Source organism: Rubidibacter lacunae KORDI 51-2, assembly GCF_000473895.1.
GTDB lineage: Bacteria > Cyanobacteriota > Cyanobacteriia > Cyanobacteriales > Rubidibacteraceae > Rubidibacter > Rubidibacter lacunae.
The window spans coordinates 15,574-29,825 of sequence record NZ_ASSJ01000016.1 but is presented as its reverse complement, the minus strand read 5'-3'; the positions used below and the strand labels follow the sequence as shown (position 1 = coordinate 29,825).

The 14,252-nt window shown below is 57.2% G+C and carries 13 protein-coding genes; 7 read left to right on the top strand and 6 right to left on the bottom strand.

The annotated features are described in order from the left end of the window. Window positions 1-18 precede the first annotated feature (18 nt). Both KR51_RS19140 and KR51_RS03265 read right to left on the bottom strand, forming a co-directional pair. Window positions 19-207, bottom strand: coding sequence for a hypothetical protein (locus KR51_RS19140; protein WP_022604820.1), 189 nt, complete (start codon window positions 205-207; stop codon window positions 19-21). 46 nt (window positions 208-253) lie between these two features. Continuing rightward, window positions 254-1,633, bottom strand: coding sequence for an aminopeptidase P N-terminal domain-containing protein (locus KR51_RS03265; RefSeq protein WP_022604819.1), 1,380 nt, complete (start codon window positions 1,631-1,633; stop codon window positions 254-256). A gap of 210 nt (window positions 1,634-1,843) precedes the next feature. Here KR51_RS03265 and KR51_RS03260 point away from each other — a divergent pair, with 210 nt between their 5' ends. The 3 genes from KR51_RS03260 to KR51_RS03250 all read left to right on the top strand — a co-directional run bounded on the left by KR51_RS03260 (window position 1,844) and on the right by KR51_RS03250 (window position 3,379). Continuing rightward, window positions 1,844-2,290 carry a DUF4332 domain-containing protein gene (locus KR51_RS03260; RefSeq protein WP_022604818.1) on the top strand — a complete coding sequence of 149 codons (447 nt, stop codon included), beginning with the start codon at window positions 1,844-1,846 and terminating at the stop codon, window positions 2,288-2,290. 558 nt (window positions 2,291-2,848) lie between these two features. Continuing rightward, window positions 2,849-3,109: a hypothetical protein gene (locus tag KR51_RS03255; RefSeq protein WP_040655019.1), complete on the top strand. Its 261-nt coding sequence runs from the start codon at window positions 2,849-2,851 to the stop codon at window positions 3,107-3,109. Window positions 3,110-3,181: 72 nt separating this feature from the next. After that, window positions 3,182-3,379, top strand: a complete 198-nt coding sequence (locus KR51_RS03250; protein ID WP_022604814.1) for a heavy-metal-associated domain-containing protein — start codon at window positions 3,182-3,184, stop codon at window positions 3,377-3,379. A gap of 103 nt (window positions 3,380-3,482) precedes the next feature. On the opposite strand, the gene KR51_RS03245 is transcribed toward KR51_RS03250, so the two are convergent. From KR51_RS03245 to KR51_RS17970, 3 genes are all read right to left on the bottom strand, one after another. After that, a complete protein-coding gene (locus tag KR51_RS03245) occupies window positions 3,483-4,139 on the bottom strand; it encodes a DUF3386 domain-containing protein (RefSeq protein WP_022604811.1) in 657 nt (218 codons plus the stop codon). Between the two features lie 94 nt (window positions 4,140-4,233). Beyond that, on the bottom strand, window positions 4,234-4,458 hold the full coding sequence (locus tag KR51_RS03240) for a type II toxin-antitoxin system CcdA family antitoxin (protein WP_022604808.1): 225 nt from the start codon (window positions 4,456-4,458) through the stop codon (window positions 4,234-4,236). Between the two features lie 479 nt (window positions 4,459-4,937). After that, entirely contained in the window at window positions 4,938-5,087 is a 150-nt protein-coding gene (locus KR51_RS17970) for a chlorophyll a/b-binding protein (protein WP_022604806.1), read from the bottom strand. 154 nt (window positions 5,088-5,241) lie between these two features. Between KR51_RS17970 and KR51_RS03225 the strand changes: the two genes are divergently transcribed. The 4 genes from KR51_RS03225 to KR51_RS03210 all read left to right on the top strand — a co-directional run bounded on the left by KR51_RS03225 (window position 5,242) and on the right by KR51_RS03210 (window position 12,627). Then, a complete protein-coding gene (locus KR51_RS03225) occupies window positions 5,242-8,481 on the top strand; it encodes a glycoside hydrolase family 15 protein (RefSeq protein WP_022604804.1) in 3,240 nt (1,079 codons plus the stop codon). A gap of 364 nt (window positions 8,482-8,845) precedes the next feature. Beyond that, window positions 8,846-9,811 (top strand): TAXI family TRAP transporter solute-binding subunit, encoded by a 966-nt coding sequence (locus KR51_RS03220; protein ID WP_022604802.1) that lies wholly within the window; start codon window positions 8,846-8,848, stop codon window positions 9,809-9,811. Continuing rightward, complete coding sequence (locus tag KR51_RS03215) at window positions 9,811-11,952, top strand: TRAP transporter permease (RefSeq protein ID WP_022604800.1); 2,142 nt, start codon at window positions 9,811-9,813, stop codon at window positions 11,950-11,952. The genes KR51_RS03220 and KR51_RS03215 overlap by 1 nt, the downstream gene beginning before the upstream one ends. Before the next feature lie 126 nt (window positions 11,953-12,078). Beyond that, on the top strand, window positions 12,079-12,627 hold the full coding sequence (locus KR51_RS03210) for a Uma2 family endonuclease (protein ID WP_051358053.1): 549 nt from the start codon (window positions 12,079-12,081) through the stop codon (window positions 12,625-12,627). Window positions 12,628-12,738: 111 nt separating this feature from the next. Here KR51_RS03210 and KR51_RS03205 read toward each other — a convergent pair whose 3' ends face one another. Further along, the gene (locus tag KR51_RS03205) at window positions 12,739-14,217 is read right to left on the bottom strand and encodes a M16 family metallopeptidase (RefSeq protein ID WP_022604796.1); all 1,479 of its coding nucleotides are present in this window, start codon (window positions 14,215-14,217) and stop codon (window positions 12,739-12,741) included. Window positions 14,218-14,252: the final 35 nt, after the last annotated feature.

Genomic DNA, 14,252 nt, shown 5'->3' with positions numbered 1-14,252 from the left:
TTCAGGCTAGGCTCCAATCTATTTGTATAGAAATGCACTGTCATTGAGCGAAAAAGTCTGCAAGCCTTTTACGGCAAAAGGTATAGGGTCTCCGCATAAGAGTTCATGAATAATCCAGGCTAACTGACCGCGATCGGTCAGAACAATTGGGAATGCTTGTTGCAGCCAATAGGCACCGCCAAATTCCATGACCGCGTGAAATGCCATGATTGCCGACGTCTCATGCACGCGTCAACAAGTTTCATTAGCAAGTTCAAACCGCTCCTGCCGAGCCGACAAGTCGCTCGATCGCCTCGGCTGCCGTTGGGAGTTCGGCAGTCAGCACCTCGCAGCCGGTTGTTGTAATCAGGACCTCGTCCTCAATACGGATACCGCGCACGTCGCGGAAATCAGCCAAACGCTCCCAGTTAATGGCGTCGGCGTACTGCTCGCGCCGCCGTGGGTCCTTTAACAGCGCGGGGACTTGGTAGAATCCCGGTTCGATCGTTACGGCGTTTCCGGCCTGGAGCAGGCGATCGAGGCGGAGGAAACCCAGTCCGAAGCGATCGCTGCGTTCGCGGCCTGGAGCGTAGCCAGCTAGGTCGCCGAGGTCTTCCATATCGTGAACGTCGAGACCGAGTAGGTGCCCGACCCCGTGGGGGAAGAAAAGCGCGTGCGCGTCGCGCTCGACTAGGGTTTCTGGATGGCCCTTGAGAATACCCAAATCGACCAATCCTGCGGCCAGAATGCGGGCAGCCAGCACGTGCAGTTCGCGGTACTCGACGCCGGGACGCGCAGCCGCAATCGCGGCGTCGTGGGCGGCCAGCACCACATCGTAAATCGCTCGCTGCGTCGGTGAAAAGCAACCGCTAACCGGCCAGGTGCGCGTCACATCCGATGCCCAGCCGCTAGCAATCTCCGCACCGACGTCGGCGAGTAGCAAATCGCCCGGTGCGATCGCATTGCCGTAGCTACCGTTGTGCAATACCTCGCCGCGAACGGTCACGATGCTGGTATAGGCTAGCGTGGCATCGCCAGCGAGGATGACTCGTTCGATCGCGGCGCGGACTTCTGCTTCCGTCCGAGCAGTTGGCGTTACAGCCATTCCAGCCCGGTGAGCGGCGATGGTAATTGCGGCAGACTCGCGCAGGGCAGCGATCGCCTCGGCATCGTGAACCAAACGCAATGCAACGATGGCAGCCGCGAGCTCGCGATCGGGTCCATCTGGCGCGTGGGCGGGCGCGACCTCCCGGCCTAAGATCTGGCACTGCTGCTGGAGCGAGCGCGCATCTTGTACGGCGATGGTGGCTGCATCGGGACTGCGTGCCGGGAGTGCGTCGAGGGGGTAGGCCGCATCGGCTCCGATCGCGGCGGCGAATTCGTCTCGGGTGGGACGCGCGCCGTGCCAGAGGGCACCCGCTGGGGTTTCGTCGTCCAGAAACAGCTCTAGTCGACCGCCTTCGAGACGCACGACAGCATCGTTCAGGGGCAGCCCGGCAAAATACAAAAAATGACTGCTGGCGCGGTGTGGATAGCGATTGGCAGAAAAGTTGCGGGCGGGCGCGCATCCGGACCACAGCAAAACCGGGGCTGCAACCCGCTCGCACAGGCGCTGGCGGCGAGCGCGTAAGGTCGCGCGGAGGGTGTCGCCCATCGGCATCGCTCTGCAGAAATTCAAGGTCGGATCGGAAGAAACTTAGGTTCGGCGCCTATTATTTAAGTTAAGTGCCTGCAGCCGTTGCTGCTGGACGGCGCTATGCTTGCAGCGATCGCGTCACTATTGCATGTAAGCAACTGTACGCATTTGGGGCAATCGTAGAAACATTAAAATCCCGTTCGACTACCAGCTGGCAAGCGGAGGTTCATGGCACTTTCTCATGGTAAACAAACCCAATCGGCCCGCCAATGCGGGTGCGATTGGGCGATCGAACGATTACCGGGGTTGAGCGCAGAGTACGGTCGCCAACTCGAACGCCGCGGGATCGAAACGACGCTGCAACTGCTGCACCGCACGCGATCGCAACCCGCCCGCCAAGAACTGGCGCACGCTTTACGCGCGCCGCGTCAGGAGATCGATAAATGGGTGGCGATGGCCGACCTCGCGCGCTTGCCCGGTGTCGGCTGTCAGTACTGCGGTTTGTTGCTGCATGCCGGGATCGCCTCGGTCGGGCAGCTCGCACAAACGCCCGTTCGCCGTTTACACCAACAGATTCTGCGCCTGCAAGTAGCCACGATGCACCGCCGCGACCTCTGTCCGTCACCGGCAGAGTTGCAGGACTGGATTGCCCAAGCCCGGCACTTGCAGCATTAACAACCTCATCAAAATCAGCCGTAAAATTCTCCGTGCGAGCGCGTTAGACAATCTGGCTTCATGCCAACTCTAAGAAGTGCCGCAACAGATGACGGATCGGACTCCTTTACTCAAAGAATTTTTTGCCTCATCTGTCGTAAGCATTGTGCAAATTGGTATCAGATTGGGAAACTCTTAGCGGACGCAGTGCTCGGCTGCAGGTGTCGCTTGCAAGGCAACGCGAACCGTGCGGTGCGGTTTGCAATCACGCTGCAGCCTGGAGCGCGAACTTGCTATGTGGGGCTTGCTGAAAAAGGCTGGAATTGTTTCAGCGAGAAGGTTCCAGCGTTTTCTGCGTCAGAGAAGTGCAAGGTTATGGTTGCTAGAGCCTCAAAACCCTTGCACTTGAGCCGAGATCTAGGGGCGAAAATCTGGGGCTAGATGGCGAAAGCCTAATTTCATGAGCTCTCTGTCCCCTAAATTCACTTTGTGGACTTTTTCAGCAAGCCCTATGTGGGCGCGGGTGGCGATCGCGAGATCGCGCAGAATGAAACCATAAACACCATTACTCCCGTTCCCATGACCGACGATCGCGCCTCGCGGCCGCAGCAATACCTCACCCCAGAAGAGTCTACCGACGTCGATAAGGCGCTGCTGGACTCGGAAGAGCGATTCCTGACGCGGCTGACAATCTCCTCGCACCGGTTGCTTCAGACCATCGCTCGCGACCTCGATGTTGCCATGACCGACCTGACACACCAGCAAATCGTCGCCTGGTTCGAGCGCGAAAGCAAAGCCCGGCGCGAGCAGGGTCCGGATGCCTCTACGCTAAAGTGGTAGCCCTGCCGGCTGTATCGTTCAGCGAGGCTCCGCTATCGTTTAAATCGCTTCAACCGAACGCGATCTCGACCCATGACTCTTACGCTCAACGTTCCCAGCATCGCTTGTGAAGGTTGCGTCACGGCGATCGCTCAGTCCATCCAAGCACAAGACCCAAGCGCGCTCGTTAGCGGCGATCCGACGGCAAAAACGATCCGCGTCGAGACCGCTGTCTCGGAAGCCACCATTCGCGAGGCAATCGCGGCGGCCGGCCACGAAGTCGCATCTTGAGCAAACCGAAAAAACTGCGTCAAAACCAAAACCCCTCATCGCCGAGCAATGAGGGGTTTTGCTGCGTTACCGGATTGGCGATCGCGCAACGCGCGCTGCGGACCTAAACCGCAGCCGCTTCTAACAAGCGTAGGTTTGAGAAGGCAAACTCGGTCGCGGTCTTCTGACCGCCCTTATCGATAGAATTCACAACTTGCTGCACGGGGAGGTAGTAATCGCCCACGCGCGCGTAGGCTTCATCGAAATCGCTCTTGCCTTTCAGCTCGTCGGTCTTGGCGTTGCGGAATACTGCGCTGTAGCGAGTCGAAATGTAGCCCGCGCCAGTATCGAGGCTGTCGGCAGTGTTAATCGTAAACGCCATCGGACCCATTACCCGGCTGACTTGGCAGATCTGGCGATCGCGAACTTTGTAGTTCGAGCCCATTGCATCACCCGATACTAAGATCTCCACAGCGCCGTTCGAGTCAGTATTGCCGAGGGAGAACTCATTTTTGCCATGGGATTGTTCGAAGTTCGCGCGCTTGCGATGGGTCACGATGTCGCGCATCTGGTTGTAAGCGCTCTCGCGAACTTTCTCGTCGTCGATCCCTGTTACGTCCACACTTAAATCCGCACCTACGAGCACTTGCCCGGAGAAGGTTTCTTCACCCTGTCGGATCGTCAACTCGGCACGATAGCCCGGAAAGTTCTCGTCCCAGGTATAGCGATTTTCGTAGGCAGCGCGAAACAGTTCGCGTGCCGTTGCCGTTGCCTCACCCATTTACGTTGCTCCTCAAAAAAATTTAGGTATGGAAAAACCTTTAGCTTGCATCCAACTCAAGCGCGCCCGGTCCCGGATATGGCTGCCAAGCACTTTAATCGTTCCATTCCCCGCGCGGCGGTACGGGTGGATTGCGGCGGAACGTGCGCGCGAGTTCGTCCTCGCGCGTGCCCTCGCCTCTCAGCCACTGCTTGAGCGCGGTTTCCACGATGCGGCTTGGGTCGCTTGTTAAGTGCTTGAGCTGGTCGAACAGCTCTGAATCGAGTTGCACGGAAAGTTCGACCTTATCTCGCTGGGGCTGTACCGCCTTCTCGTCCATAGATATCTGCAAGTCCTTATACGTAGCATTCTACGCCCTCAATTGCCGGAGTAAATCGTCGCGATCGTATTTGAATGTCCCACTACGAGACCCCCGTACGATTGCCGCAAGGAACGGTTGCTACTCGCATGCATTCCCCACTGGACGGTGAATACCGCCAATCAATCGCAAGCTATTGGGTCCTGCCGAGGTTCACAAACTCTCTGCTGCTGCAGGCAATTCGACCGTTGCTCGGGCGATCGCCCCCACCAAACAGCACAGTGTCTAGGAAATGCAAGCACAACCTGACGACTGCGCGGTCGCAAGCAATGGCAGATCGACCGAAACCGATTGCAACCCCAAATCGAGAACGAACCAAAATAGATAAGACCGAGTCGCATGCAACTCGGTCCCAAACAGACCCCAACCTCGGAGAAGATTACCATCAGACAAATTTGGTGCAACCTGACACCAATCGCCTAGCAACCTTAGTTCGCGGGTTACATCAGACCCCAGAAGTGGAGAACGCCTTGGCCGCTCAGCAGCTCGATAACCAGGGCTGCCGCAAAACCGATCATTGCCAAACGACCATTCCAGTTTTCAGCCTCCGTCGTAAAACCGAACTTAGCACTGCTACGATTCTCTTCCATGATGAATAGCCCTCTAGTGAGATGTTGTATCGAGCCGTCCCTTCATTAACAAATGTAACCAGAATGGCAGGGGATTGCAACTATTTGCAAAGAATACTTGACAATATCCTCCCGAAGTCTAGTGGCTAACTTTTTCCTCGAGATACCTCGCGCAATGCCTACCACTCGCGATCGCCTCAATGCTTACGCCGCGCAGATTCAAGACATCATTCTCTGCCGGCAGCATCCAGTCACAGGCTTGCTGCCGGCAAGTACTTCAGTGAACGCTCATGGCGATTACACCGATGCCTGGGTGCGCGATAACGCTTACAGCATCCTGGCCGTGTGGGGACTGGCACTTGCCTATCGCCGTCACGATCCCGACAGCTCAACGGGCTTCGAACTCGAGCACAGCGTCATCAAACTCATGCGCGGGCTGCTCTACAGCATGATGCGTCAGTCCGACAAGGTCGAGGCGTTCAAGCACATTCAGACCCCGCGCAACGCGTTGCACGCTAAGTACGGCACGACGACCGGCCGTACGGTCGTCGGAGACGACGAGTGGGGCCATCTGCAGTTAGATGCAACTTCGCTCTATCTGCTGGTTTTGGCGCAGATGACGGCATCCGGCGTGCAGATTATTTACACCCTGGATGAGGTGAACTTCATTCAAAACCTGGTCTATTACATCGGTCGCGCTTATCGCACGCCAGACTATGGCATTTGGGAGCGCGGCCACAAAATCAACCACGGCGCGCCGGAGCTGAATGCTAGCTCGGTGGGAATGGCAAAGGCTGCGTTGGAAGCCTTGCAGGGTCTCGACCTATTCGGGACGCGCGGCTCGCCAGCATCGGCAATTCACGTTTTGCCTGACGAAATCGCCCGATCGCGTCTCACCTTGGAGTCGTTGCTGCCCCGCGAGTCCAGTTCCAAAGAAACCGATGCCGCGTTGTTAAGCGTCATTGGCTTCCCGGCCTTCGCGATTGAAGATCGAGCCTTGGTGGAGCGGACGCGTGCCAAGATCGTAGCTAGCCTGCAAGGGAACTACGGTTGCAAGCGATTTCTGCGCGACGGGCACCAAACCTCGATTGAAGATACATCGCGTTTGCACTACGAACCCTACGAATTGCAGCAGTTCGAGCATATCGAGTGCGAGTGGCCGCTATTTTTTGCGTATCTGATGCTGGATGCCCTCTTTAGCGGCGATCTGGACCGAGTCCGCGAGTATCGCGATCGCCTACAACGCGTCAGCGTCAAGCGCGACGGCTGGGAGCTGCTGCCAGAGGTGTATTACGTGCCCAGCGATCGCATCGACGCCGAGCGCGCGCGTCCTTACTCGCAACAGCGCCTCCCGAATGAGAATCTACCGCTGGTATGGGCGCAAAGCTTGTATTTGCTGGGGCAAATGCTCGCGGACGGCACGATCTCGCCCGGCGATATCGACCCGCTGGGACGGCATTTGAAGGTCGGCCGCGATCGCGCGGCTGTCGTGCAGATTGCGTTATTGGCAGAAGACGAAGCCTTGCAGTCGCAACTTGCCGACCACAACATTGCAACGGAAACACCGCAGCAGGTTGAGCCAATTCAAATTCGCCGAGCCACCGATCTCGTGACGACCTACGGACAGGTCGGGCGCAACGATGCTCTGGGGTTGAGCGGCTTGCCGCACCGGCGCTTGCGCAGTTTGACGACCTCGCGTGCGTTCCGTATCTGCGGCGATACCATTGTGTTTTTGCCTGCCTTCCTCGACGAACAGCAGTTTTATCTCACGTTCGACTACCACTTCACTATCGACTTGCTCAAAAGCGAGCTGGCCTATTTACAGCGTCAGTGGTCTGACCTCGGGCGGCCGATGATGACACTGCTGCTGACCCATCGCATGTTGGCGTCAAGCGATGAGGAACCGGGCGATCGCGGTATGCTCGAGCCTTTTTTAGAACTGCTGCAGGAACTCAAAGCTGGTGAGTGCAACGGCGTGTGCGTTAAGCTCGGGCGCTTGCAGCAGCTACTCCTCACGGCCAGTAGCGAACGCATCGATAGTCTCAATAACATTCGGCTGGCCGACGCCGCGGTCAAGAACGCGCGACCGCGTCCGCAGCACCTACCCCATTGTCCTGAGCGCTGCGGACCGCTCAGCCACACTCAGGAATTTGCGCTGGAATGCGAAACCAATTTGAGCTTGCTGCTCTCTACCCTGCAGTCGTCGCCCAATCTTTACGAACAGGTGGAGTTGCTCCAGGCGTTGGTAAGACTGCAGGGTGTGAAGTTCGATACAGGCTTTGGCGGTCCCGAACGTCGGGTAACGGTGGCAATGCTGCTGGAAGAGGTATACGCCAAGGCCGGTTCCTCGGAGGTGACTGGGACGATTCACTGGTCGGTCGTGCGGCGCTGTGCTGGGTTGCTTGGCAAGATCGACATCGGTTTATCCGATGCGGTAACGGACATTCTCGTTCACGGCAAACAGATTGCCGTCGGGCGGTCGTACGATGAAGGGTCGGCAATTCATCAACCGATGTCGCGACAGGAAATTTACGATCGCATCTGCCAGTATTGTCGCGAGGACATCGGCGATCGCGTATTAACCCAAGAGATTTTGATCTACCTCAGCGCGATCGTGCGATCGGAGCCGAAGTTACTGGACGGCTTATTGATGTTGCGCGTCGGGTTTTTGATTTTGCTGCTGGCTAGCGAGTTGGGGCAGGAGCACGTCATTCCTCAAGATGACGCTTATAACTTGCTGATGAAACTACCGCCGAGTCAGATCCAGCGACGCTTGCGGCGGGTTTTAGAAAGCTACGACTCAACCTACGCGATGTTGCAGAAGCAGGAATCATTGCACGCGCGCACTCCCCTGGGCAGTATCGACGTCATCGTGCGATCCGTGGAGCCGGATGCAGAGGCGGAAAACACGACCGAAGGGTGGTTGCGCTGGCGGCAGTTAACCGGCGCGCTAAATCGAGTGCCGAAAGATTTCTATCCCAGCGTCTGGCAACTCCTAAAAGGCTGCCCGGGCATCGTCATCGGCGATAAGTTCGAGCGGCGCAACCGCCTCGAAAGCAAGCGGTTGCTTTCGGAGATGACGCCAGGCGAAAAGAACTTCGCGCTGCGCGTAGAGCATTTGCTTAACAAAATTGACTCGCCCGAGTACCGCCAAGTCACGATCGAGGCATTAGTAGAGCTGAGCGCCCTGTTCGAGCGCAATCCCGAGTTGCACATTGAGGAGTATCTGGTGCTGGACGTACTCGTCGGTCATGCGGTTCGTTTGGCGTGGCTGGACGAGCATCCCGGTCGCGAGGCGGACTATGACAGCGAGAAAGCGCTTGCCTGGCGTGCATTCTACGATAAGTCGCCCCGGGATTGCGCGCGTTATATTGCCGATGCCTTGCGCTATTTGGCGCAGCTCGCCGAACGATAATCGGCTGACAGTATTTAAGCCGAAAGTCCCCCCGAGCCCGGAACTGCACCCGATCGCAAAACCGCTCCCGAGCAAAAGCCTCGGGCGATCGCTATCACCACTCCATGCGATCGAACGATGACAACTGCCAGCACTTCTAGGAGCGCTCGTTTGGGCTGTCACGCACCTAGTCGTCTTGGCAGGGGATTGGGTTTAACGGGTATCGACTCCATTCCGAGCGGGGTTTCTGCCGCCACACGGACCGGAAGGTGCTGCGACGCCCTGTTCGGCTATCGATACCGAGGCTGATAGGATGTAGCATCAGAGCACCTCCCTGTAGGAGGTTTTCGCCTCAGGATTGCAGTGATGAAGTGTAGGTAACGTGATGAACTCGAATAAGAAGGCATTGTGGCTATTTGCCTGCGGATTAGCCTTGTCTGCTATGTCAGCTGTAGCTGTCCGGGCGCAGAGCCTATACACCATCGGTACTGGGGGGGTTACTGGGGTTTACTACCCCGTTGGCGGCGCAACATCAAGAATTGTTAACGAAGCCGATGTTGGCATCCGTTTGACGGTTGAGTCTACGGGAGGATCGGTTTTCAACGTCAAAGCGATCGCCGCAGAACAGCTCGACCTAGCTGTTGCTCAGTCTGATGTCGTTTACCAGGCATTCAACGGCGAGGCGGCCTTTGAAGGTGCCGCAGTTGAAAAGTTGCGCAGCGTAATGGGGCTCCACCCCGAGCCGCTACATTTAGTCTGCAGGGCGGATGCTGGTGTCAATAGCTTCCGCGACATTGAAGGCAAACGCATTAACATTGGTAATCCCGGCTCGGGGCAGTTGAATATCGTACGTGCCATGCTGGCAGCCTATGGCATGGAAGAAAGCGACTTCACAGCACAGTATCTGAAGGCAGCTGAGGCTCCCGACCTGTTGCGCGACGGGCGAGGCGACTGCTTCTTTTACGCGGTCGGTATCGGCGCGGCGGCAATCCGAGATATCTCCGCGAATACCAACGTCAAGATCGTTCCCCTGAAGGACTCGGTTCTAGACGGACTCATCGAGCAATCGCCCTACTTTGCCTACGCCACCCTGCCTGCCGGCACCTACACCGGACAGGACACCGAACTGACTCTTTTTGGCGTCAAGGCGCTCTTCGTGACCAGTACCGACCTTAGCGACGATGTTGTTTACAAAATCGTCAAATCCGTTCTGGACAACTTCGACAACTTCCAAGCTACCCACCCGGCTTTGGCGAATCTGACGCCGCAAGCTGCCTTGCAAGGTTTGGGAGCCCCGCTGCATCCCGGTGCCGCCCGAGCTTACAGAGAAGCAGGTTTTGCAGTTGAATAATGTCCGAACAACCGCATCTGGATGACGGAATCGCCGAAGCCCAGCAGCTGGTTGAAGAAAACGAAACCGGCGGGAGAATCTTGAGGGGGTTTAACCGCTGGCTCGTTTTCTCACTAGCCGTATCCTGGTCGGTGTTTCAGCTAGGACTGACGAGTGCTTTTGTCTTGGATGCTGCGCGCGCGCGGGCCATTCACCTGACTTTCGCACTCGCACTTGGCTTTCTGCTGTTTCCTCTTCGACGGACTAGAGACTCAGCTCGGATTCCTTGGTACGACTATTTAATCGCTGCGATTGGCATTACGGGCACGTTGTACTTGGTCGTCGAGTATGCCGGTCTGCAAGAGCGAACCGGCATTCCGCTCGCCCGCGAGGTTTGGCTCGGCGCAATTTTTATTTTGGTCTTATTGGAAGCCACGCGTCGCACCGTGGGCCCTTCTCTCGCTATCATTGCCGGGCTTTTTATTGTTTACAGTCTTACCGGTCCGAGGGGAACGATTCCGATAAACCTGCCAGAGCTTATTGCTCACCGGGGATACCCCATAGATCGCCTCATTTCTCAGATGTACGTTACATCTGAAGGCATATTTGGCGTTGCACTCGGAGTCTCCACGAACTTCGTTTTCCTATTTGTTTTATTCGGCTCGATGCTTGACAAGGCGGGAGCTGGGAGATTTTTCGTTGATGTTGCGAACTCTTTTCTAGGCGGTCTCAGAGGTGGACCGGCAAAGGCGGCTGTGGTTGCTTCGGGACTCACCGGAACGATCTCCGGCTCTTCTCTCGCCAATGTGGTATCTACGGGAACCTTCACGATCCCGTTGATGGTCAGAGCCGGCTATCCCGCGATCAAGGCAGCAGCCATTGAAGTTGCCGTATCTACAAACGGACAGTTGATGCCGCCTGTCATGGGAGCTGCGGCTTTCATTATTGCCGAGTTTACGGATCAGTCTTATCCCAACGTCCTTAAGGCTGCTGTTGTTCCGGCGGTAATTTCATATTTGGCTCTCTTCTATATAGTGCACTTAGAGGCACTCAAACTCGGTCTGCGGGGATTGCCGCGGGAGGCAATCCCACCTCGGCGGCGGACAATTGTGTTGGGCTCTCACAATCTGATACCCATTGTCGTATTGGTCTGGGGTCTCGCCGTTGCTCGAGTGAGCCCGAGCTTGGCAGTAACTTACGCGATCGCTTCCCTACCAGCATTAGCGCTGATCAAATCGGTGGTGGCAGCAGTCAAGCGGCAGAAGCCAATCGCCACCTCTCTTAAAGAATCGGCCTTCACGATCGTGGATGGCCTGGAGGCTGGAGCCAAAAATATGGTCGGCATTGCCATTGCTGTTTCCACAGCAGGGATTGTCGTCGGAGCGGTTAATTTGACGGGTCTGGGGTTACGTCTCACGGAGATTGTAGAGAGCATTGCCGCTTGGCTTGCGTCTGGGATTGGCACGATTCTCTTCCCCATCCTGGACGCGCTTGGGGGTAACTCCGAGGCCTTCGGCAATGGGTTGCAATTTACATTTGTTCTACTTGCAACCGCGATCGCCAGCTTGATTTTGGGGCTGGGATTGCCTACCACTGCTAACTACATTGTGGTGGCTACGCTGACTGCTCCCGTCATCTACACCTTGGGCACTCAGTTTGGCTACGATATTCCGTTAATCGCAGTACACCTGTTTGTATTCTTTTTTGGGATTCTGGCCGATGACACTCCTCCAGTCGGTTTGGCAGCTTACGCTGCTGCAGCGATCGCGCGCAGTAACCCCGTGAGGACAGGAGTGCAGGGATTCACCTACGACTTACGCACGGCAATTCTCCCATTTATATTCATTTTCAATCCCAAGCTTCTACTGCTCGATTTGAGCAGTTGGTACGAAGGACTGTGGGTGATTTTCACCGCGACCGCCGGTATGTATGCTTTTTCCACCGGCACCATGGGCTATGTCATCCGGCACGCCAACGTGCTGGAACGATGCTTGCTGATTGGTTCTGCCTTGCTGTTACTGCACACGGGCCTGGTCACCGACGTATTGGGGCTGCTAATCACCTCGCTGATTTACTTGCGGCAACTCCGTATGCGCGGAGCAAGAAACGCCATTGAGTCTGATACTGCGCCCGATCCTACAACTGACTCGGACGTGGAGTAACGCGATCGCCACACGCTCGATCGCGATCGCCTCATGTTTGCAGCGATCGCGCCACTAAACTATAAGCAGAACTCGAGGCAATTCCACGTGCCGTTGTCCGAGCCGATATCCATTCGCTTGCCCGAGATGCCACTGAAGGTCACTCTGGAAGAGTTTGCCGCGATCGCGGCCGAAAACCGCGACCTGCAGTTGGAGCGAACTGCTGCTGGAGAATTACTTGTGAATCCCCCCAGTGGGAGCGAGTCGGACCGTCGCAATACAGACATCACGATCGACCTCGGACTCTGGACCCGACAACACGGCGGCGTTTCATTTGGTCCGTCGGCAGGTTTCGTGCTGCCCAATGGTGCACTCCGGTCGCCGGATGTCGCCTGGATTGCGTCCGAGCGCTACGAGGCGCTGATGCCCGAGCAGAAAGAAGGGTTCGCGCCCATCTGTCCGGACTTCGCGATCGAGTTGCGATCGCCGAGCGACCGCCTGGCAGAGTTGCAAGCGAAGATGCGCGAGTACATCGACAATGGCTTGCGTTTGGGTTGGCTCATCGACCCGCACAACCGACGCGTGGAGATTTACCGCCCCGACCGCAACGTGGAAAGCTTGGAACAGCCTGCAGAGCTGACCGGCGAGGATGTGTTGTCCGGCTTCGTTCTGCCGCTAACGCGCATTTGGCAATAGCTGCAGCGATCCCGTCCTCGCTAACTCAAATCGGCGATTGCCTGCGATGAGAGGGAGTAAACCGCGATCGCTCGATTGTTAACTAGATTGGCGACGCGATCGCCATACGCATCAGCCATTCGGATCGGGCGGAATCGTTACGTCGAGTGCCGTCACGGTAGCATCCAAGCTGCTCAGCGGCGGTTGGATGTCTCGGGAGTTGCCGACGACGACCGTAACGAGCTGTTCGGGTTTGAGATTGTTGCGAGCGGCTGCCAAAATATCCTTCGGAGTTAGCGCTTGAAGTGCTTCCTGGGACTCGAATAGGAAGTTTTCGGGGTAGTCGTAGAACTCGTAGCGCATCAGCCGGCTCAGCGTTTGTCTCGGCGTCTGGAAGTTAAACACAAACGAGTTGGCCGCTGCCTCGATTGCATTGTCCAACTCCTCGGTCGAAACCGTCTCCGAACGCAGCCGCTCGATTTCCGTCTCGATCGCCTGCACGAAGGGCACCGTCGTTTGCGATCGCGTCTGACCGCCCGCAACGAACAAACCGGGGCGATCGTAATCCGCGCTCCATGCAGCATATACCGAGTACGCTAAGCCCCGACGCGATCGCACTTCGTCGAACAGACGCCCGCTGAAGCCATTGAGCAGCGAATCGATCGCCCGCATCGCCGGATAATCCGCAGCGTCAAATTGACCGCCCACGTGTCCGAGCAACACGTTACTTTGCGTCAATTGCGGTTGCTCTACGAAATACAAGCCGCCCGTTTGCACTTGCTCGGTTGGCGGCGGTTCCAGATTCGGTAGGGGACCCGATCCCTGCCAATCGCCAAAGGTTTGCTCGACCAGCGCGCGCATTTTCTCCGTCTCGAAGTCGCCGACGATGCCGAGCACCAGATTGTCCGGCCGCACGTAGGTGCGGTAGAACTCCAGCACGTCGGCGCGCTCGATCCGCGCCAGCGTGGCGTATTCCACCGTCCGCGCATAAGGGCTATCTTCGCCGTAGATCAACTTCCGAAACTCCCGACCGGCAATGTTTCCTGGATCGTCATTGCGGCGAGCGATCGTGCCGCGCGCTTGCCGCATCAGCAACTCCAACTGCTCCGGGCCGAAGGCTGGCGATCGCAACACCTCGGCGAACAACTTGAACACCGTTTCTAAATCTTCGCTGAGGGCGGAAAAACTGGCCGTGCCCGCATCCAGTCCGACCCGAGTCTCTACCGATGCTGCCCGCTGCTCTAGCAGCTGGTTCAGTTCGTCGGGCGCGTGGTTCTCCGTGCCGCCCGCGCGCAGGGCCACTCCCATCAATCGGGCTAAGCCAACGCGATCGGCTGGCTCATGGCGCGCCCCGACTCGCAACACGGCCGTTCCCTGCACCAAAGGCAGTTCGCGGTCTTCAATCAGATACACGATCGCGCCATTGTCGAGCTGGAAGCGCGTGTAGTCAGGCAGCTCCACGTCCGGCAGCGGCGGGAACTCCAGCTCCGTGTAGTGGCGGGGCGTGGCGGCGAAGGCTTGCTCGGCCGGGCCGGGCCCAAATGCGGCGATCGCCAGGGCAGCGAACAAACCGAGACCGAGCCAAAACAGAGAGCGCAGGCGGTATTTCATCGTGATTTGTCGGGGTGATTCGGTAATTCGTCGTT